This window comes from Flavobacterium sp. GW821-FHT12A05 (assembly GCF_058807735.1).
Genome location: NZ_JBXAQY010000003.1, coordinates 140205 through 163331, shown reverse-complemented (window position 1 = coordinate 163331; position 23127 = coordinate 140205). Strand labels below are relative to the sequence as shown.

The window sequence follows — 23127 nt, the reverse complement described above, 5'->3', positions numbered from 1 at the left end:
ATAATAAAATGGATCACATCAACAACAAAATAGCTAAAGACTATTGGCATAAAAAAAACAGTAGAATTGTTTATTCTAAAGAAAGTTTTCCGGGAAGTTCTTCTATTAATTTTATTATAGTTGATGCTCAGGAACTTTCTTATTTCTACAAATTGACAACGGAAAATACCGTTGCTGAATTTACTGTTTTAATTACACTTTATAATATGCTGCTGCAACGGTATTTTGGAGATTGTAATATTTTGTCTTCAAAATCATTTTTACCTTCTCAAGAAAAGCTGCTGTGCTATGAATTTCAATCGATTGGGCAAAAAACGCTAAAAGAGTTTATGCAGGAAACTAAAGAAGAAATTCAAGAAGTTTATAAGTATGCGCCTTATTTTGATGAAGCATTTGCTGAAAAAACATCCTTTGTAAATAATATTCCCTATCAGTTTAATTATGGGGTTCATAATAAACTAGATGACTCGTATTACGGATTGTCATTTTATGTTGAAAAGTTAAAAAATAAGAGTTTAAAAATTTCATTATATTATTCTGACCAATTTGCTGACAGTACTATTGTCTCACATTTTTTAAATAATTTTAAAATCTGGTTGGAAGAATTAGAAGAATATATTAATATATCGGCATCTAAGATTCCTTTAACTTCCAAAAAGGAAGAAAGAGCGCTGTTAGATGCGTCGAATGCTTCAAAATACGACGATACGCTGACACTAGCCGAAATTGTAGAAAGACAAGCAGATAAAACACCTCAAAATATTGCGGTTGTCTGTAAAGAAACAGTACTTACTTATGAATCTTTTAATGAACAGGCAAACCAGCTTTCCTATTATTTTATTAAAGAGCATGGCATTGCCCAAGGTGATTTTGTTGGGGTTAAAATGGAAAGAAGCGAAAAACTGCTTATCACTATATTGGCGGTTTTAAAGGCAGGAGCTGTTTATGTTCCTATCGATGTAAATTATCCTGAGGAAAGAATTACCTACATAGAAAAAGACAGTAATTGCAAGTTGGTTGTTGATGCTGCAGTATACTGTGATTTTCAGGAAAACCAAGTTCAATACGCTAAAGAAAATCCATCAAATAAGACAACATCCAGCAGCTTGGCTTATATTATTTACACTTCGGGCACTACAGGAAACCCTAAAGGCGTAATGATAACCCATCAAAATGCTGTTGCTTTAATTCATTGGGCGCAAGAGGAATTTAATAGTCAAAGTTTTGACATTGTTTACGCAGCGACTTCGCATTGTTTTGATCTGTCTGTGTATGAAATGTTCTATCCGCTTTCAATTGGTAAAAAAATAAAAGTATTAAACAATTCTTTAGAGATTGGAGGAGAATTAGTCAAAGATCATAATATATTATTGAACACCGTTCCTTCGAGTATGCGAAATATTTTAGAGGAAGGTTTTTCTCTTGAAAATGTCAGCGTAATTAATCTTGCAGGAGAACCCTTTCCGGTAGATATAGCCAATAAACTATTGCAGACTAATGCCGAAATAAGAAATTTATACGGTCCGTCAGAAGACACAACATATAGTACTTGTTATCAATTATCATCAGAAAAAATATATCAAAGCATTCCTATTGGAAAACCTATCAGCAACACACAAGCTTATATTTTAGATGAAGAGTTGCAATTAGTGCCGGCGGGTGTTATTGGAAAATTATATCTTTCCGGAGATGGAATTGCCAAAGGTTATCTCAATCAGCCGGAATTAACCGCTGCTAAGTTTATAGAAAATCCTTTTCAAGAAGGGGAGAAGATGTATGATACGGGCGATTTAGCAAAATGGATGCCGGATGGAAACTTAGCCTTTCTAGGAAGAAAAGACCATCAGGTAAAACTCAGAGGCTATCGTATTGAACTCGGAGAAATAGAAAATGCCATTTTTTCGTTTTCTGAAAACATATTACAAGCAGTTGCTGCGGTTAAAAAGAATAAGGGGGCAGATGTTTTAGCAGGGTATTATTTAGAAAATACTGCTGTAGATAAAACACAATTAAGAACTTACTTAGAAAAACAGCTTCCGGCTTACATGATTCCTTCCTACTTTATAAAAGTAGACACGATTCCGCTAACACCTAACGGAAAAGTAAACAAGGACGCTCTTCCTGAAATATCGGATACTACTATTATTAAAAAAGATTATACAGCGCCTGCAGATGCCGTAGAGAGAGAATTGGTTCAAATTTGGGAGCAAATTCTGGGAATTTCGCCTATAGGCATGAACGATCATTTTTTTGAATTGGGAGGCCATAGTTTAATGATTTCGCAGATTATTAATGCCATCTACAAAAAGCTTAATAAGAGTGTTCCGTATAAAGTATTTTATACCAATCCTACGATCAGTGATTTAAGAAAAGTACTTAAAAACAAGGAGTATCAGCCAATTCCTTTGGCTCCTTATTCAGAATCATATCCGCTGACACATTCTCAAAAAAGATTATGGTTATTAAGTCAGTTAGAGGGCGGTAACGAGGCCTATCAAATTTCGGGAGCAGTAGTATTAAAAGGAGCACTTCATGCTGATAACTTTATCAAAGCATTTGAGCAGGTTGTCGCACATCATGAAGTCCTTAGAACAATTTTTAAGAAAGATAACGAAGGAACAGTAAAACAATATAGTATTCCAAATCAGGATTTTCATTTTGTTGTAGAAAATCAAGATTTTTCTAATCAGGAATTACCATATAATGCGGTTCAAAAGTATATAAGAGAAAAAAACGAGCAAAGTTATAATCTGGCCGAAGCACCTTTATTTAGAGTTTCGTTGTTAAAAACTGCTAATGATAATTTTGTGTTTTACTTGTCGATCCACCACCTTATAAGCGACGGATGGTCGCTGAAAGTATTAACTGCGCAAGTATTAGAAAATTATGCAGTTTTAGAAAAAGGAGATGCTGTTACATTACCTCAAAATCCGGTTCAGTTTAAAGATTATGCGGTATGGCTAAATGATGAACAGAATAATGACAACTATAAAACGGCAAAAGAATATTGGCTAAAACAATTTGAAGAAACAGTACCAGTGCTTCAAATACCGGGTTATACGAGTCGTCCTGCTGTAAAAACATATTCAGGGAATCAGCAGCGTTATACTTTCTCAAAAGAATTACTGAACGGATTAACAACTCTTTCTAAGAATTATCAGGTAACACTATTTACTGTGTTAATGACAGGAGTAAATGCATTGTTATCCAGATACAGCAATCAGGACGATCTTGTTATAGGAACTCCTATTGCCGGACGTGAGCATCCGGATTTAGAAAATCAGATTGGTTTGTATATTAATACACTTGCCATACGAACAGCAGTAAATCAAAAAGAAGAATTTTCGACATTGCTGCAAAAGACAGGAAAACATCTTTTAGAAGCTTACGAACATCAGAATTTTCCATTTGATGCTTTGGTAGAGCAATTAAAAATTTCCAGAGATACTTCAAGATCACCTTTATTTGATATTATGGTGGTGCTTCAAAATCAGCATCAGGTAGCTGGCTTTGCAAATAATAATTCTTCTGATATTGTTATGGAAGATTTCGAAATCAGCAGTGCTGTTTCTCCGTTTGATATCGTCTTTACTTTTACGGAAAAAGAATCACTTCATTTAGAAATTCTTTATAATACCGATATTTATACTGCAGCATTTGTTCAGGGAATAGCGGAGCACCTGGAGAATTTGTTTCTTCAGATTGTAAAAACTCCTGAAATCGCGCTGGAAGAAATAGATTTAGTTTCTGAAAACGAAAGAGAAATTCTATTGAACACTTTTAACGATACTGATTTTGTTTTTGATACCGATCAAACCGTTATAGACCACTTTTTGTATAAAGTACGTAAGACACCTCAAAAAATGGCTGTTGTGACAGAGGATAAGACTTTGACTTATATTGAATTAGATGAATTGTCTAATCGATTGGGAAATTATCTAATCGAAAATTATCAAATCACGAAACAGGATCTGGTCGCTGTTAAACTGGAGAGAAGCGAACATTTGCTTATCTCATTATTAGGAATTTTAAAAACAGGTGCCGCTTATGTGCCTATCGATATAAACTACCCTGAAAACAGAATCAAAGATATTCTGGAAGAAGTAAACGCCAAAGCTATAATAGATGATGCTTTTCTTGATGTATTTTATAGCAAAGAAACCTCATCTCTACAGCCAAAAGTTAAAAGATTGAGTACAGATTTGGCTTATGTAATTTTTACTTCGGGTTCTACAGGAAAACCAAAAGGCGTTATGATTACGCACCAGAGTTTGGTAAACTTGTGTTTTTGGCATAAAGAAGCCTATAAGGTTAATGAATCCAGCAGAGGAACTTTATTTTCCGGAGTTGCATTTGATGCTTCCGTTTGGGAAATCTACCCGTATCTTATATCAGGTGCTTCGCTTTATCCAATCCAAAAAGAAGAAATACGTCTTCAGACCTCTAAATTAGTGTCTTTTTTGCAAGAAAAGGAGATTACTCATGCTTACCTGCCTTCAAAAATATGCCAGGATCTTATGGCAGAGGACAATCTAACATTATCAACCATAATACTTACCGGAGGAGAACGCTTAAATTATAATGTTAACACGTCCTTACAAATCTATAATAATTACGGCCCAACGGAAAATGCTGTTGTAACGACTTATTATGATTGTAAACAAGCTTTGGAAGAAAAAGTATCTATTGGAAAACCCGTATTTAATACTGAAGTTTATATCTTATCCGATAACTTAAAATTGCAGCCAGTTGGCGTTATTGGAGAGTTATGTGTTTCGGGAATTGGACTTTCAAAAGGTTATTTGAATCAGCCTGAACTCACCAAAGAAAAATTCATTCAAAACCCATTTTTAGCAGAAGAAAAGCTGTATAAAACGGGAGATTTAGCCCGATGGCTGCCTGATGGAAATCTTGAATTTATAGGAAGAAAAGACAATCAGGTTAAAATTCGCGGTAATAGAGTTGAATTAGGAGAAATAGAACATGTTATTAGAGAATATGACGCTGCAATATCCAATGCATTAGTGCTTGTAAAAGAAGTAAATAATGAACCAGCTATAATTGCCTACTATACTGCTTCATCAGCTGTAGATAAAAAATCACTTAGAGATTATTTAAAAGAGCATTTAGCTGATTATATGGTACCTAGTTATTATATCGCACTGGAAACTGTACCATTAAACGCAAATGGAAAAGTAGATCTTTCAAAATTACCGGATGTTTCAGAATCAGATATTCTGAAAAAAGAATACGCTGCGCCAACTAACGAAACCGAAGCAAAGATTGCAGTAATCTGGCAGGAACTTTTAGGACATCAAAAAATTGGTGTTACTGATGATTTCTTTGAACTTGGCGGACATAGTTTATTATTAACTAAACTATTAAGCGAATACCAGAAAACATTTAAAACAGCGCTTGATCTTAAAACACTTTATACGAATACCAATCTAAAAAGCCATGCCGTTCTTTTAAATGATTCGGAGGAAGAAGTGTATGAAATCGAAAAATTAGCTTCTCAGGAATATTATGATTTATCTCCTTCGCAAATTCGATATTGGCTGCTTTATAAAATCGACGGAAAATCCAGAGAATTTAATATCTACAGCACGCTTGATTTACCGCAGAATTTAAATTCTGCAGCTTTTGAAGCCTCGTTTAATGTTCTTTTGGAACGTCATGAGATTTTAAGAAGCATATTTGTAGAAGATGCAGGTATTCCGAAACAAAAAGTACTATCTCATCTGCCGGCAGCTATTCCGTATTTTGAATTGGAATCAGATATTAAAAACGAAGTATTCGAGCATGAGTTTGATCTTGATACCTATCCTTTGTTTAAAATAGCCATTTTAAAAGATGGTTCAGCTCATAGATTGTACTTTAACATACACCATAGTATATGTGATGGCTGGTCTATGGGCGTTATATCCAGAGATTTAATGAACCTCTATAATGCTGCCGTAACAGGAAAAACGGCCGTACTTCCGGAATTGTCAATACAATATAAAGATTATGCACAATGGCAGAATAAGGTGCTGCAATCATCACAAGTTAGTGCTCAGGAAAATTATTGGAAAGAACAATTAGCCGGACCATTGCCTTATTTGCAATTACCGTCGGATTACATCTCTAAACTAAAAACGAACGACAGCACTTCATCTTCCTATACTGTTTACATTACCAAAGAACAGAAGAAAAAGATAGAAGAATTATCTTCAAGAAACGGAACAAGTGTCTTTGCTGTTTTTGCTGCTACGCTAAAAATGCTCTTGTTTAGACTTACTTCAGAAGAAGATATTATTATAGGAATTCCGGTGGCCAACCGAAATCATTATCAATTAAAAGACCTGGTAGGCTGCTTTATAAACACGCTTATGCTGCGTGATAAAATAAATGAGAATGAATCTTTTGGAAAATGGTTACAGCAGGTGAATGAAACCTTAATAAACGCTTTGGCACATCAAAACTATCCTTTTGAACAGTTATTAGAATTGATTGATGCTCCTCTTAATGATAATCGTTTTCCTCTAAGTCCGGTCTTTTTAAACATGGTTGATTTTGATACAAAAGCGCTGGAAACAATAACAGACTTTAGTTCAAACCACGAAGTGCTAGAAGCTGCTCCAAAATTTGATATAGAATGCTATATAAAAAGTTTTGTTAATGGTTACAGCATCAACTGTGTTTACGATCATGAGCTCTTTAAAAAAGAAACCATTGTGTATTGGATAGAGGCTTATTTGTCGATTATAGATCAAATAGCAGTCGATAGCGAAAAACCGTTACGATCTGTAAAAATATTTGAAAACTATATTGGTCAGGAAGAAGATTTGAAACCAACTAATGATTTTGAGTTTTTTGAGGCAGAAGAAATCCAGCAAAGTATAGCGCAGCGATTTGAAAAACAAGTAAAACGATTTCCAGATCGTACGGCAGTATATTGTAATAATACGGCACTTACCTATCAAGTACTGAATAATTGTGCCAACCATTTAGCACAGCAAATTATAGAAAAAGCGAATCAGTCAACAAAGCGCATTGCCTTGCTTTTAAATCACAATGAAACCTGTGTAATAGGAATGCTGGGCGTGCTTAAAGCCGGATTTACTTATGTGCCTATAGATGCAAACAGCCCATTAAATAGAATTCAGTTCATTATTGAAGATTCAGGATGCGATCAGTTGGTCTGCAACGGTTCCACTTTAGAAAAAGCACAACAGCTGCAACAGGAATTACCGCAATTATCTATCATAAAACTGTCTGAAAATTATAATCTTCCGGAAATTTCAAATCCAGAGAATACGGTAAGCGCTTCTGCAGAAGCTTATGTATTGTATACTTCAGGGTCTACGGGTATGCCAAAAGGAGTTTTGCAAAACCAAAGAAATGTACTTCATTTTATTAGAATATATACGAATAATGTTCACATTTCAGCACAGGATAATTTAAGTGTTTTCTCTACTTATACATTTGATGCTTCTGTAAAAGATATTTATGGTGCCATTTTAAATGGTGCTGTAGTTAGTATTTATGATATAGTCGAAAACGGGCTTGATCAGCTTTCGCACTGGCTGCAGCTTCAAAATATTACGATTATACACATGGTGCCTACTATCTATAGAAACTTTTTAAAAGGACTGGAAGAAGGTAAATTGCTGCCTGGCATAAGATTAATTGATTTAGGTGGAGAATCATGCCACAAATCAGATTTGGATTTATTTAAAAAGCATTTCCTTGAAGGCGCTTTTTTAGTAAACGATTATGGACCAACTGAATCTACTATTGTGGCTCAAAATTTCTTAAAACATGAGTCTCAATTAACCAGAAACAATATACCTCTGGGCAGAGTAGTTGAAGAAACGGAAATTTTCTTATTAGATGAAAACAACAAACCGAGAGGTGTTTATCAAACGGGAGAAATTGTTTTCAAAAGCGAATACCTTTCATTAGGTTATCTAAACAGAGAGGAATTAACAGAGAAAGTTTTTATAACAGATCCGGTAACAGGAAAAGGCAGAGTTTATAAATCCGGCGATATAGGAAAAATGCTTCCTACCGGTGAAATTGAATTTTTGCAGCGTAAAGATTCTCAGGTAAAAATCAACGGACTGCGAATAGAACTATCTGAAATTGAGTATCAATTAGAACAGGTTGAGTTGATAAAAGAAGCAGTAGTTTTACTGAAGGAACTACAAGGAAACAGTTATATAACGGCATATATAAGGGTGACTGAAGATTTTGAAGCAGCTAAAGTAAAAATGGCTTTAGGACAAATATTACCTAAATACATGATCCCGACAATCTATATAACTCTGGAACAATTTCCGTTAACAAGAACCGGAAAAATAGAACGAAAAGCATTGCCAGACCCAACAGTGTCCGATTTGAAAACGGTGCCTTATGCTGCTCCTAAAAACGATATAGAAAGTGCATTGGTAAATATTTGGGCCGAAGTTTTAAAACTCGATCCAGCGATAGTAGGAACTGAAGATAATTTCTTTGAACTGGGAGGTAATAGCCTGCAGGCTGTAGTTTTGATTAATAAAATAAACAAAACATACAATACGGTCCTTTCTATAACAAACTTATATGATACCTTAAACATACGGGATTTAGGAGCGTTGCTGCACTTTTCAATTCTTCAAAATCATGAATTAGATACAGTACTTCAGGAACAAGATCAAGACGAAATTATTTTGTAATGATTTTCAAAATAGAAGATGGAATGTTTCTCATTATTAACTGATTAAACATTTTAAAGATAAAGGGCTGCTTTTAATAGTAAGCCCTTTTTTGGCTTCTGTATGTAAAATTTTAATAAAAAAAATGCTGCCTTTACCTACAGCTTGTATAATCATTTTACTGATTATTAGTGATTTATATGACTTGTAGGAAAGTCCGTAAATTATAGATTAAAAGTCCGTAATTTTTATAGCCATGTTGCTGATATTTTTATATAAAATATTTGATGCTTTAATGCTCGCAAAATAACTCTCAAAAACAAATTACAGTTGTTGAGGATAGCGAAGCTGTTTGTTTAATACTAGATTTAAACTGTTTTTTTTATGAAGAATGAAATTATAAATAAACTTACTTCTTTGGGAGTTCAGTTGAAAATAATTGATGGTAATCTTAAGGTAAATGCTGCAAAAGGAGTATTAACAAAAGAATTATTAGAAGAAATTAAAGAGCACAAAGCATATTTAATCAGTTTGATATCTTCAAGTACTTCAATCCCAAAAGCTAAAGTAACAGAAAGTTACGCCTTGACTCCAACGCAATACTTCATGTGGTTTATTCATGAACATCTGGGAGGAAACAAAGCCTATAATATTACTTCGACATTAAAGCTGGAGGGAAAACTGGATAGTGCACTTCTGGAAAAAGCATTTAAACAGGTTATAGTAAGACACGAATCACTTAGAACTGTTTTTAGAAAAAATCAAAGCGAAGAAATACAACAGTATATCCTGAGAAATGAGGAAATAGAATTTAAGCTTCAAACTGTAATTGTAGAAAATTCTTCTATTGAGCAGCTTCACCAGCAAATAAAACAACAATACCAAAAAGCTTTTGATTTAGAGAAAGGTCTTTTATTAAGTGCCGCATTATTTAAGAGAAATGAAGAAGAACACATTCTGCTGTTCAATCTTCACCATATTATAGGAGATGGCTGGTCATTACAAATACTTACCAGAGAAGTCATGGTAGTTTATAATAGTTTGGCTGGTAATCAGGAAATACAATTATCCGAACTTCCTATACAATACAAAGATTACAGCGAATGGCTTAACGAAAAGCTTGTAAGCACTGAATATAAGAGCAAATTAGAATACTGGAAAAAGCAGTTTGAAACAAGCTGTCCGGCATTGAATTTAGTTCCGGGAAAACGTCCGGTTATGAAAACCTATAAAGGGCAAATCCATCAGCATGAATTTTCGAAACAGTTTTTAGGAGACCTAAATACATTTGCCAGAGAACAGCAGATGACCTTATTTATGTTATTACTTGGAGGTCTTAACGGATTGTTTTCAAAATATACAGGTCAGACCGATATAACATTGGGTACTACTGTTGCAGGACGAGAGCATTCAGATTTAGAAAATCAAATAGGATTGTACTCAAATGCTTTGGCGATTCGTACACAATTTGAAAAAGAAGACAGCTTCCTGAAGCTTATGCAGCAACAAAAGCAGACGCTTATAAAAGCTTATGAAAACAAAGAATATCCTTTTACAGCGATTGTAAATCAATTAGCACTTCCTAAAGACCAAAGCAGATCACCGTTGTTTGACATTATGGTGTTATTGCAAAATCACCAGGGATTGGAAATCAACGATCAGAAAGGAATAAACGGAGTTGTGGCTTCTCACTACAATGAAGTAGAAAGAGAAGTAAGCCAGTTAGATATTAGTTTTGTATTTGTAGAAAATGAAAAAGGATTATCGCTTAGTGTAGAATACAATACAGATATCTACGAGGAAACTTTTATAGTTAATTTATTAAACCATTTTGAAGTATTTGTAAATGCAGGTATTCGAAAACCGGATTTAGCAATTAATGCTATTGAAATTGTATCTCCAGCAGAAAAAAATACGATTCTTAACGAATTCAATCATGCTTTAACTCCTTATGATTCTTCCTTAACGGTTGTGAACCTTATAGAATCAATAGCGAAGGAAAATCCAAATCAAACAGCATTCATTCACCAAGGAGAAAAAAGCAGCTATGCTTATTTAGAAGAATACAGCAATAAATTAGCCAATTACCTTGAGCAGCAATTCGATGTAAAAAAAGGTGATTTTGTTGGAATAGAGTTAGAAAGAAATTCGTGGACTATTATTACCATCATCGGCTTACTAAAAACCGGAGCTGTATATGTACCTATAGATCCTGCATATCCTGAAGCACGTAAAAATTATATACAGCAAGACAGTGCGTGTAAACTGATTATCAATAGCGAAATATTAGCAGCGTTTAAAAGTAACTCACATCATTATCCTGCACTATATACAGCTGCACTAACTCAAAAAGATTTAGCTTATGTAATATACACTTCGGGATCAACAGGAAATCCTAAAGGAGTTCAAATTACACATGAATCTTTTGCAGACTACGTACTAACTTTTAAAAATCATTTTCAATTAACACCAAATGATAGCGTAGTACAGCAAGCCAGTATTTCTTTTGATACCTCTATAGAAGAAATATTCCCAATTCTTATAAGTGGAGGAACGTTAGTATTTCATGAAGAAAAAGGTGATTTCGAAGAATTATTCAGCCTTTGCGAACGCCATAAAATAACAGTTTTAAGTACGAATCCGTATGCCTTGCAATATTTAAATGCTGTATATAACAAGTTCAATCTTAACATAAGAATACTCATTAGCGGTGGTGACACATTACAAGCAGATTATGTCAATAACCTGTGGGATAAAGTTTGTGTGTATAACACTTATGGTCCTACAGAAAGTACAGTTTGTGCAACGTATCATCAAATAACAAATAAAGAAGTTACGATTCCTATTGGTAAACCTATAGCAAACAGACAAGTTTATATTATAGAGCCTGATGCTGCGCAATTAAGTCCTGTGGGAATTGTGGGTGAGATCTGTATTTCCGGAAAAGGATTAGCGGCGGGTTATTTGAATCAGCCTGAACTAACCAGAGAGAAGTTTACAGCAAATCCTTTCAGCGTTGATGCATTGATGTATCGTACAGGAGATCTTGGCTATTGGACACCAGATGGTAACGTGAATTTTATTGGCCGTAAAGACCACCAAATAAAGATTCGCGGCTACCGTGTAGAACTTGGCGAAATAGAATATGCTTTAAAAGAAGATAAAACCGTAACCAATGCAGTAGTGCTCATTAAAGAGCATGCTGGAGAGAAAGTTCTTATTGCTTATCTGGTTGGTACAAATATAAATATCGAAGAATTAAAAAATTCCTTAAGAAGTAGTTTGCCGGAATACATGATTCCCGGATTCTATATAGAACTGGATTCAATTCCTTTATCACCTAACGGAAAAATAGACAAGCACGCACTGCTGGCTATAGAAGATTTAGGCATAAAAAATGCGGAGTATACTGCACCACGAAACGAACTTGAATCTCAAATAGCATTGATATGGGAAGAGATTTTAGGAATATCTAAAATAGGAATTACAACTAGCTTTTTTGACTTAGGCGGACACAGTTTGAAGATACTGAGACTTATAAACGAATTAGAAAAGCTGGGTTATGAATTAAAGGTAAAAGATGTTTTCGAAAGCCCTACCATAATGGGAATGGTAGAAAAATTACATGCATCTTCCAGAGAGGTGCTTACTAAAGCACCGGAGCAGGAATACTATCCTGCGACTTCTTCACAAAGACGATTATGGACTTTAAGCCAATTTGAGGGTGGAAGTGCAGCTTATAATATTACGAATGTCTTGGAATTGAAAGGGGCATTAGATATTTCATTATTTCAAAAATCAGTAGATAAACTAATTGAACGTCATGAAAGCCTTCGTACTGCTTTTAAAAGAGATGAATGGGGAACATTACATCAATATATTCTGCCTGCGCACGAAGCTGCGTGTCTGGTAAACGTACATCATGCATTACAAGATGAAGATGTTTCGGCAATAATAAGCAGCCATATTGACCATCCTTTTAATCTGGATGAAGCACCATTACTTAAAGTAGAAATTATAAGTTTCAGTGATGAGCATCATTTGTTGTTATTCAATCTTCATCATATTGTGGGTGACGGCTGGTCTATGGAAATACTTTCGAGAGAAATAGTAGCGCAATACAATAATTTAAAACAATCCAAAACAATAGCCCTGCCAGAGCTGCCTATTCAGTATAAAGATTATGCGTATTGGTATAACAGTGCCTCAAATCAGGAAAAATTAGCCCAATCAGGAACTTATTGGCTGGAGCAATTTGCAAGCGATCTTCCTGTATTGGAATTATCGACAATGGCAAACCGCCCAAAAGTAAAAACGTATAATGGAGATAGTTTTTCCTATACTTTTCCTGCCGATTTTACAGCTGGTTTAAAAAGCTTTTCCCAACAAAACGGAGCTACTTTGTTCATGGCTTTAATGGCCGGATTAAACGGATTGTTTTACAGATACAGCGGACAAACCGATATCATAATCGGAACTCCGGTAGCAGGAAGACATCATTCAGATTTAGAATATCAAATAGGACTTTACCTTAATACAATAGCCATTCGTACTCGTTTTGAAGCCGCAGATACGTATGGCAGTTTATTAGAAAAACAAAAAAAGGTACTTCTGGATGGCTATGCAAACGAGTCTTATCCTTTTGATGTTCTGGTTGAACAATTATCATTAAAAAGAGACCTTTCAAGATCAGCATTGTTTGATGTTATGGTGGTTTTGCATAATCAGCAGGATATTTTTTCTAAAGAAGAAACTTTTTCAGAAATAGAAATCTCATCATACAATAAAGTACAAAAAAAGTCGAGTCAGTTTGATTTAAGTTTTTCTTTTGTGGAAGAAAAAGACAGTTTAAGCGTAACGCTTACTTATAATACTGATATATATACTTCGAAATTTGTTCAAAAACTACTTCATTATTTTGAAAAGTTTATTGCTGAAGGTATAGAAAAACCAGAAAATAGTATTGCTAAAATTGACTATGTTGGAAATGAAGAAAAGCAACGATTATTGCACGTTTACAACGCAGCAGACAGCGACTATCCAGGTAATACAACAATTGTAGACTTCGTAGAATCTCAATGTCTGAAAACACCGGATGCAATTGCACTTATTTCTGATGACAAAACAGTTACTTATAAAGAACTACAACAAAAATCCAATCAATTAGCACAATATTTATTGGATCACTACGCGGTAAAACCAGGAGATTTTGTTGGTGTAAAGCTAAAAAGAGACGAATGGTTAATCATATCGATATTGGCGATATTAAAAACAGGAGCCGCTTACGTTCCTATAGATTTAAATTATCCGGAAGACCGAATTGCTTATATAGAACAGGACAGTTCTTGTAAAATAACGATAGCAGAAAAACTACTGCAGGATTTTGAACAGGCGAATGTACCAGTTACGGAGCTGCCTAAAATTAAGATAACTCCCAATTCATTAGCTTACCTAATTTATACTTCTGGCTCTACAGGAAAGCCTAAAGGCGTAATGCTGACACATGATAATGCTGTGGCTTTTTTAGATTGGAGCATGCAGGAATTTGCTTCTGCTGATTTTGACATTCTCTACGCAGCAACGTCTCATTGTTTTGATTTGTCTGTTTTTGAAATGTTTTATCCGCTGTCTATAGGAAAGAAAATTAGAATTATTACAAACGGATTATCCATTTCCGATTATGTAAACAAGGATCAAAAGATATTAATCAATACAGTTCCTTCGGTAATAGATAATTTGCTGGAGAGAGAAGTGTCGCTAGAAAATGTAACGGTTATAAACATGGCCGGAGAACCTATCCCAATTGGTTTGAGTAACAGCCTGATTCAATATCCTGTAGAGATTAGAAATCTATACGGCCCATCAGAAGACACAACCTATAGCAGTTGTTATAGAATCGATAAAATTCATGAGCATTCACTTCCTATAGGAAAACCTATTTCGAATACACAATTTTATATACTATCTGACGAATTATCATTACAAGGAGAAGGATTAGTGGGCGAAATCTGTATTTCCGGAAAAGGATTGTCATTAGGCTATCTGAACAAGCCTGAACTGACGAAGGAAAAATTTGTTCCAAATCCTTTTAGCCCTGATAAAGTAATGTATCGTACAGGCGATTTAGGATATTGGATGCCAGACGGAAACATCGGTTTTATAGGCAGAAAAGATCATCAAATAAAAATTCGCGGCTACCGTATAGAGCTTGGAGAAATAGAACATGCACTGGAAGAAGACGAATCGGTTGCTAATGCAGTAGTGCTTACCAAGGATCATGCTGGAGAAAAACAAATTGTTTCTTATTTAAAAGGAGAAAAGATTGATATTCAGAAAGTACGCAGCAAGCTGTCTCAAAAATTGCCAGGTTACATGTTACCAACCTATTATCTTTTATTGGATGAAATTCCGTTAACGCCAAATGGTAAAGTAGACAAAACAGCACTTTTAGAACTGGAAGTTCATAAAATCAAAACCTCACATTATGTAGCTCCTGAATCTGAAACAGAAAAGCAGATTGTAACCATGTGGCAGGAAATATTAGGTGTAGAAAAAGTAGGGGTAACAGACAACTTTTTTGAACTGGGCGGACATAGCTTAAAAGCAACAGAACTATTATCAATCTTACATAAACAATTTGATGTGACTATTAGTTTACAGGAACTGTTTGTGCGTCCTACGATTCAGAATTTAGCACTGAATATTGAAAATGCAAAATGGCTTGAAGAAGCTGATTACAGTCAATCGGTTAAGAAAATAGTAATATAATTCAATATGGAAATAATCTTTTTTATTAAAGAACTCAGAGAAAAAGGAGTTGTGTTAAAACTAATTGAAGATCAATTAGAGATTACATTGCTCCATGACCATATTGAGGATGAAACACTCGAGCTTCTTAAAAAGCACAAGCAGGAAATTATTGCCTATTTGTCTTCTATTTCTACAAAAAATAAGTTTACAGAAATACCTAAAACAGCAATTGATTCCTCTTATACAGTATCTAATGCCCAGCTTAGAATATGGCTTGAATCGCAATCCAGCCAAGCTTCTGCCGCATATAATATGCCTTTTGAAATTTTATTAAAAGGAACTTATCAAGTGTCCTATTTTAATAAAGCACTTCATCATGTTATAAAGAGACATGAAATATTGCGTACTGTATTTAAATTAGATAAAAATCAGGAGTTAAGACAATATGTATTGCCGGAATCTGAAGTAATTTTTGAAATCGCGTTCGAAGATTACAGAAAGTATGATCATTCTTTAGACAAAGTCAATAACTATATTAAAAAGGATGCCGCAATACCGTTTAATCTGGAAAAAGGGCCATTGCTGAGAGCTGCTATATTACAATACAAAGATGATGAATATGTCTTTTACTGTAATTTACACCACATAATTTGTGATGCCTGGTCGATTCCTGTATTAAAAAGAGAAATCCTAACAAGCTATCAGGCTTTTAGCCAAAATATACAACCAGCATTACCAGCTTTAAGAATTCAGTACAAAGATTATAGCGCCTGGCATTTGCAGCAATTAAATAGTGAATCGCTTCAAAAACAAAAAGCCTATTGGATAGAAAAATGCAGTAATGAGATTCCGGTTTTGGAATTTCCTCTAAAACAAACCCGACCAGTTGTAAAAACATACAACGGACAGACTCTTAAAACTAATTTTAGCAGCCATACCTCAGCATTATTAAAAGAGTATGCAGAGAAGAATAATGCTTCCCTGTTCATGGTAATGTTAGGAACACTGCATATCATGTTGAGCAGGTATACAGGAGCTGACGACATCATAATAGGCACACCTGTTGCAGCCAGAGAACATGCCGATTTACAAAACCAGGTAGGCTTTTATACCAATACGCTGGCAATTAGAAACGTACTTGAGTATTCGGATTCTTTCGATGCTTTCTTTTCAAAAGTAAAACAAGGCGTATTAGATTCATACGCTAATCAACAATATCCTTTTGAAGAGTTGGTAAAGGATTTGAATTTAAAGAAAGACCCGTCAAGAAATCCTCTTTTTGATGTAATGTTAGTTGTTTCATCAAAAGAAGGCAGAGAGAATACTTTCAATAACAGCGAAGACCTTCAGTCTATAACAAAGGACAAAAATACAACAAGCAAATTTGATTTATTATTTTATGCCGATGAAGCAGCAAATAACTGTATCACATTTAAAGTGGAATATAATACTGATTTATTTGAAGAAGCTCTTATCGTACAGTTCATCAGGCACTATGAAAAGATGATCAATTTAGTATTGACAGAACACAAGCAAACCATAGCCGCAATAAATTACCTGACAGAAAACGAAGGAATACTAAAACAAGAATCCGAAACGGGAAAATATGTAAAAAGAACCGTAATCGATTTTTTTGAAAATCAGGCAAAACGTACACCGGAAAATATTGCCCTGCAATATGAAGATATTACCCTAACATATAAACAAGTAAATGAATACACCAATCAGCTGGCGCATTGTCTGCGTGAAAAACATGGTGTAACTGCCAAAACCAATGTTGGAGTCTACTTAGGACGTTCTCATTTCAATGTTCTGGCCATGATAGGCGTTATAAAATCAGGAGCCTGTTATGTTCCAGTTGATTATAAATACAATGCAGAGCGTAAAAAATATATTCTAGAAGATGCTGCAATAGAAATCATAATTTCAGCGGCAGATTTAGCAGCTGAAGAATTATCTGAAAAAGCGGTAATAATCAATTTAGATCAATTTGAATTTTCAGAATGGGATATTGCAAATCTGAATACCGTAAATGAACTAGATGATGCATCTTTCATCATTTATACTTCGGGATCTACAGGAAACCCTAAAGGAGTGGTACAAACGCATAGAATGCTGAGTAACTTAATTCAATGGAATATTTATGATTCTGGAATTGAATCAGGATTAAAACATTTACAATACACTTCTTTCAGTTTTGATGTTTCGCTTCAAGATTGCTGGTTTGTACTCAGTACAGGCGGAACGCTGTATGTAACTCCGGAATCAATGAAAATTGATTTTAAAGAGCTTTCAAATTACGTTGCAATCCATGCTATTGAAGTATTATGCTTTCCGTTTTCGGCATTAATTAACTTTTTTGACTCTTTAGAAGAAACTTTTATTAAAAATCATAAGATTAAACATATTATATCTTCAGGAGAGCAATTAATGGTAAGCAGTGCATTAGAAAAATTTCTGTTAGAGAATCCTAAAGTAAAATTACATAACCATTACGGTCCTTCAGAAACCCACGTTGTGACAAGTTTTACAATGTGTGAAGAAGAAAACGACATTATATCTTATGTTCCAATAGGAAAACCCGTTGCCAATACGACTATCTATTTATTAGATAAGAACCGCCAGCCCGTACCGCAAAAAATAATTGGAGAGATTTATGTTGGAGGCGAACATTTAGCATTAGGCTACTTAAACCTGCCTGATCTGACTAACGAGCGATTTATTGCCAATCCGTTTCAAAAAGAAGAAAAGCTATACAAAACAGGAGATTTAGCATACCAGGACTATACAGGCAGCATTATATATTTAGGAAGAAATGATGATCAGGTAAAAATTAGAGGATACAGAATAGAATTAGCCGAAATAAAAAGTGCTATATCAATGCAGGAATCTGTAATTCAGTCCTTTGTTGAGGTTATAACTAAAGGAAATGAACAATTTATAGCTGCTTATGTTGCTGCAAATGAACCTATAGACAGGCTTTACCTTAAGAAACAATTAAGTAAGGTTCTTCCGGATTATATGGTGCCTTCTTATATCATTTTAGTAGATACAATCCCGCTGACATCTAACGGAAAAATCAATAAAAAAGCATTGCCGGAAATTGATGACAATGCATTAATTACCGCAAAATATACAGCTCCGGAAACGGCCTTAGAAAAACAATTAGCAGCAATATGGAAAGAACTCCTTGGTGTTGATAAAGTGGGGATTTCCGATAATTTTTTCGAGTTAGGCGGACATAGCCTTAAGATGCATAAAATGTTGAATCGCATAAAAACCGATTTATATGCGGAGATCACATTCGAATTGTTTTTAAGTAATCCCACGATTGAATCTATAGCAGCGCATATAGAAAATTTAGGGGCATTACAAAATCAAGTAACTGAAATTCCACAGGCAGCTCAAAAAGAGACGTATCCACTCACATCTTCGCAATTGAGATTTTGGATTCTATGCCAAATGGAAAATATAAACAGCGCGTACAATCTGCCTCTTATCTTAAAATTAGAAGGAGATATAAATACGAATCAATTGCAGCAAGCGGTTAATGAACTGGTAAAGAGACATGAGATTCTAAGAACACATTTTATAGTTCAGGAAAGCGGAGTAATAGCTCAAAAAGTTTTAGAACAAACCAATTTACAGATCGAAATACAGAATGCGGGTTCAGAAGAAGAAACTAAGGATAAAATAACTCATTTTATAAAAGCTCCGTTTGCATTAAAGGAATCTTCTTTCCTGAAAATATTGTTATTGCGCAAAAGTAATACTGAAAACTACTTATGTATTAACATACATCATATCATATCAGACGGGGCTTCTTTAGAGATTTTATTGTCGGATTTAGCACAAATCTATAATAATATAAACTCAGAGAATCCGGTTAGTTTGCCGGCACTGGCAATACAATTTAAAGATTATGCGGAGTGGGTTAACGATAAAGAAAATGTAAAAAGTGCAGAAAAATACTGGCTCGAAAAATTTTCAGGCGAATTGCCTCTTATCAACTTACCTGTTTATCAACCAAGACCAGTTATAAAGACCTATAATGGTGCTGCTTATGTACATTCAATAAGCAAAGAAAATTTAAAGAAAGCAAGAGCATTTTCAAGCGAAAACAAAGGAACCCTTTTCATGTCGCTGATGGCCGCAGTCAATGGTTTATTGTACCGATATACTGCTCAAACCGACATTATTTTAGGAACTCCTGTTTCCGGCAGAAATTATGCCGAGCTTCAAAACCAGATTGGTCTGTACATTAATACGCTGCCTATTCGCATGCAATTTGAAGAGAACAGCTCTTTTCAGGCTTTATTTAAGCAGCAGAAGCAAATTTTAGAAGAAGCGTATTCGAATTCCGGCTATTCATTCGACCAATTGGTTGATAACCTTAATTTGACAAGAGATATAAGCCGTTCGCCTTTGTTTGATATTCTGGTGGCACATCAGCAAAATAATGACGAATCAGTTGGTTTTGAATCGGGTTTTGATGGGTTAAAATGTTCGTTTTACAACAATTTCGAAAGTACAGTAAGCAAATACGATATCACCTTTACTTTTTTTGAAGACAAAGATAATTTGAGTTTATCTATAGAGTATAATACAGACCTGTTTCAGAAAAAATTTATCGAAAATCTGGCTGTTAATTACGAAAACTTCCTGGCACAAAGTATCGATAATTCTCATATCTATATCAAATACATAAAGTATCTGAATGCAGACCAAACAGAGCAATTGCTACAGAAATTCAATAATACGGCACATCAATACGATCAGGAAGAAACAAATATTGCAGCATTTCAAAAGCAGGCAGTAAGATTTCCGGAAAAGACAGCTTTGGTATGCGAAGGTGTAGAAATGAGCTATAAAGAGCTTGATGAAAAATCAACACAATTGGCTTTATACCTTCATCAACAAGGAGTAATGCCAAACACCACGGTAGGTGTTTGCTTGGGACGTTCTATGGAAATGATGACAGCTATTCTTGGAATATTAAAGTCTGGCGGCGCTTATCTGCCATTAGATCCATTTTATCCTTTAGACAGGATCGATTACATTTTACAGCAGAGTAATACCAAAATTGTTCTGGCAGACCAGCATACAAAAGACATGATTTCTAAAAATGTAAATGTCATTTGTGTCGATTCACAAAATAGGGAGATACAGGAAGAATCTCCTCTGCCTAAAATTGAAAACACATCATTGGCCTACGTTATTTATACATCTGGATCAACCGGTAAGCCAAAAGGAGTAAAGATATCCCATAAAAACCTAACCAGTTTTATGGAAGCAATGAACCAGAAGTTTACACAATCTTCTCCAGATGATGTCTGGTTAGCTATGACCAGTATAAGTTTTGATATTTCGGTATTAGAATTATTATGGACTTTGACCCGCGGATGTAAAGTAGTAATTCATTTAGAAAGACCAGTTTATGCGCAGCCTAAACCGGAAATGGATTTCAGTTTGTTTTACTTTCCTTCCGGAACAAGTGCCGAAAGCAATAAATACAAACTGCTTACAGAAGGAGCGGTTTATGCTGATAAACACGGCTTTAAAGCTATTTGGGTTCCGGAAAGACATTTTCATGATTTTGGAGACCAATTTCCTAATCCATCTATAGCAGCTGCAGCGGTTTCGACCATTACTAAAAACATAAAACTTCGTTCAGGAAGTGTCGTGCTGCCACTGCATGACCCTGTGAGAGTTGCCGAAGAATGGTCTATGATCGATAATTTATCTGAAGGAAGAGTAGAATTATCAATTGCTTCAGGATGGCATCCAAATGATTTTGTTTTAGCGCCAGATGATTATCAAAATCGTCATCAATTGATGCGCGACAAAATAGAAGTACTAAAAAACTTATGGAGAGGCGATTCCCTTATTCGTAAGAACGGAATAGGAAAAGATTTTGAATTTACAATTCATCCCAAGCCAATACAAAAAGAAGTTCCTATATGGATTACCGCAGCCGGAAGTATTGAGACATTTAAATATGCCGGAAGCATTGGCGCAAACGTTCTGACACACTTATTAGGTCAGAGTATGGAAGATTTAGGCGAAAAAATAGAAGTCTACAGACAAACGCTTCAAGATAACGGATTTGATCCAGAAAAAGGAAAAGTCGCTTTAATGCTGCATACGTATGTAAGTGACGACGATGATTTGGTTAAAAAAATTGTCGAAGAACCTTTTAAAAACTATCTCAAAAACTCCTTAGATCTTCTAAAACCTATTGCCGAAGAGCAGGGACTGGATTTAAATGCAGATGCTGAAAAGTTACTGGATATGGGATTCTTAAGATATTACAAAAGCGGCAGCTTGTTTGGAACACCCGAAAAATGTCTGGAACTCATAAATAAAGCTTACAGTATTAAAGTAGATGAAATAGCTTGTTTAATTGATTTTGGTGTTGAGGAAAAAAAGGTGTTGGACAATCTGGATCATTTGTTCAGCCTAAAAGAAATGGTACGAAGATCTAAAGTTCAATATGATTGTATTGTTGAGCGAATGAAAAGATTAACCAAAGAGCAAGATACAGCAGCACTTATCCACCAATATAAGGTTACACACATGCAAGCCACTCCATCGTTTTATGAGGAGCTTTTGCTGGATGTTAAAGCCAAAGAAGCATTACAAGAAATAAAAACACTTTTAATAGGCGGTGAAGCCTTAAAAAAATCACTTGCAGAAAAACTAATCAGCGAAGTAAAAAGCGGTATCCATAATATGTACGGGCCAACAGAAACAACCATTTGGTCTTCTGTAAAAACGGTAAAAACCAGCAGCGATATTACTATTGGCAATCCTATTGCAAACACAAAAATTTACATTCTGGATGCCTTTAACCAGTTATGTCCGGTAAGTGTTTCCGGAGAATTGTGCATAGGAGGCGACGGAGTTTCGCTTGGGTATTTAAATAATGATGAATTAACACAATCAAAATTTATAGATAATCCTTTTGAGTCCGGCCAAAAAATATACAAAACAGGTGATCTGGCTTGTTGGAACCCAGATGGCGAATTGGAATATCAAGGCAGGATAGACAGCCAGGTAAAAATTAAAGGACACCGAATAGAATTAAAAGAAATTGAAAATGTAATCCTGCAGCACAAAGCGGTAGTTCAATGTGCAGTAACAGCTTTTGAAGAAAAAGAGCAGACATTCATTGCCGCCTATATAAAAACAGCGAGTGCTATTGAAGAAGAAAAGGTTAAAGAATTCCTTCGATTACGTCTGCCTCACTATATGATTCCGCAGCAAATAGTTACGCTTGATGATTTTCCGCAAACGCCTAATGGTAAAATAGATTTTAAAAAACTGCCTCTTCCGAATGGAGGAATAACAAAAGCTAAAAACTATGCAGCTCCTAAAAGCGAAATGGAAAAAAAACTGTCCGTACTGTGGAGTGACTATTTAAAATTAGAGCAGATAAGCGTAGAGGATAACTTTTTTGAAATTGGAGGTAATTCAATGAAAGCGTTTCAGCTGCTATCGATAGTAAATGCTGCATTAAATGTGGAGTTAGAGATCATTTCTTTTTTCCAATATCCAACCATCAGGACTTTGGCAGAAAATTTAACTCAGACTGCAGTATCGTATGAAATTGAAACAGAAAAAGATGAGATGGAAAATGTAGAGGAATTGATGGATTTTATGAGTGATTTATAAAGCTGCGAAAAACTAAATGTGATTT

At 34.8% G+C, this 23127-nt stretch carries 3 protein-coding genes; all 3 read left to right on the top strand.

Annotated elements, in window-relative coordinates:
* Positions 1–8: 8 nt before the first annotated feature.
* The 3 genes from AC1RRQ_RS07410 to AC1RRQ_RS07400 all read left to right on the top strand — a co-directional run bounded on the left by AC1RRQ_RS07410 (position 9) and on the right by AC1RRQ_RS07400 (position 23102).
* On the top strand, positions 9–8699 hold the full coding sequence (locus AC1RRQ_RS07410) for a non-ribosomal peptide synthetase (RefSeq protein WP_493022373.1): 8691 nt from the start codon (positions 9–11) through the stop codon (positions 8697–8699).
* Between the two features lie 363 nt (positions 8700–9062).
* Positions 9063–15446: an amino acid adenylation domain-containing protein gene (locus tag AC1RRQ_RS07405; RefSeq protein WP_493022372.1), complete on the top strand. Its 6384-nt coding sequence runs from the start codon at positions 9063–9065 to the stop codon at positions 15444–15446.
* A 6-nt stretch (positions 15447–15452) separates the two neighbouring features.
* Complete coding sequence (locus AC1RRQ_RS07400; protein WP_493022371.1) at positions 15453–23102, top strand: amino acid adenylation domain-containing protein; 7650 nt, start codon at positions 15453–15455, stop codon at positions 23100–23102.
* Positions 23103–23127: the final 25 nt, after the last annotated feature.

Bases quoted from the DNA above. Each gene is read 5' to 3' on its own strand.
- AC1RRQ_RS07410 (WP_493022373.1), top strand. From the start codon at position 9: ATGGATCACATCAACAACAAAATAGCTAAAGACTATTGGCATAAAAAA.
- AC1RRQ_RS07400 (WP_493022371.1), top strand. From the start codon at position 15,453: ATGGAAATAATCTTTTTTATTAAAGAACTCAGAGAAAAAGGAGTTGTG.
- AC1RRQ_RS07405 (WP_493022372.1), top strand. From the start codon at position 9,063: ATGAAGAATGAAATTATAAATAAACTTACTTCTTTGGGAGTTCAGTTG.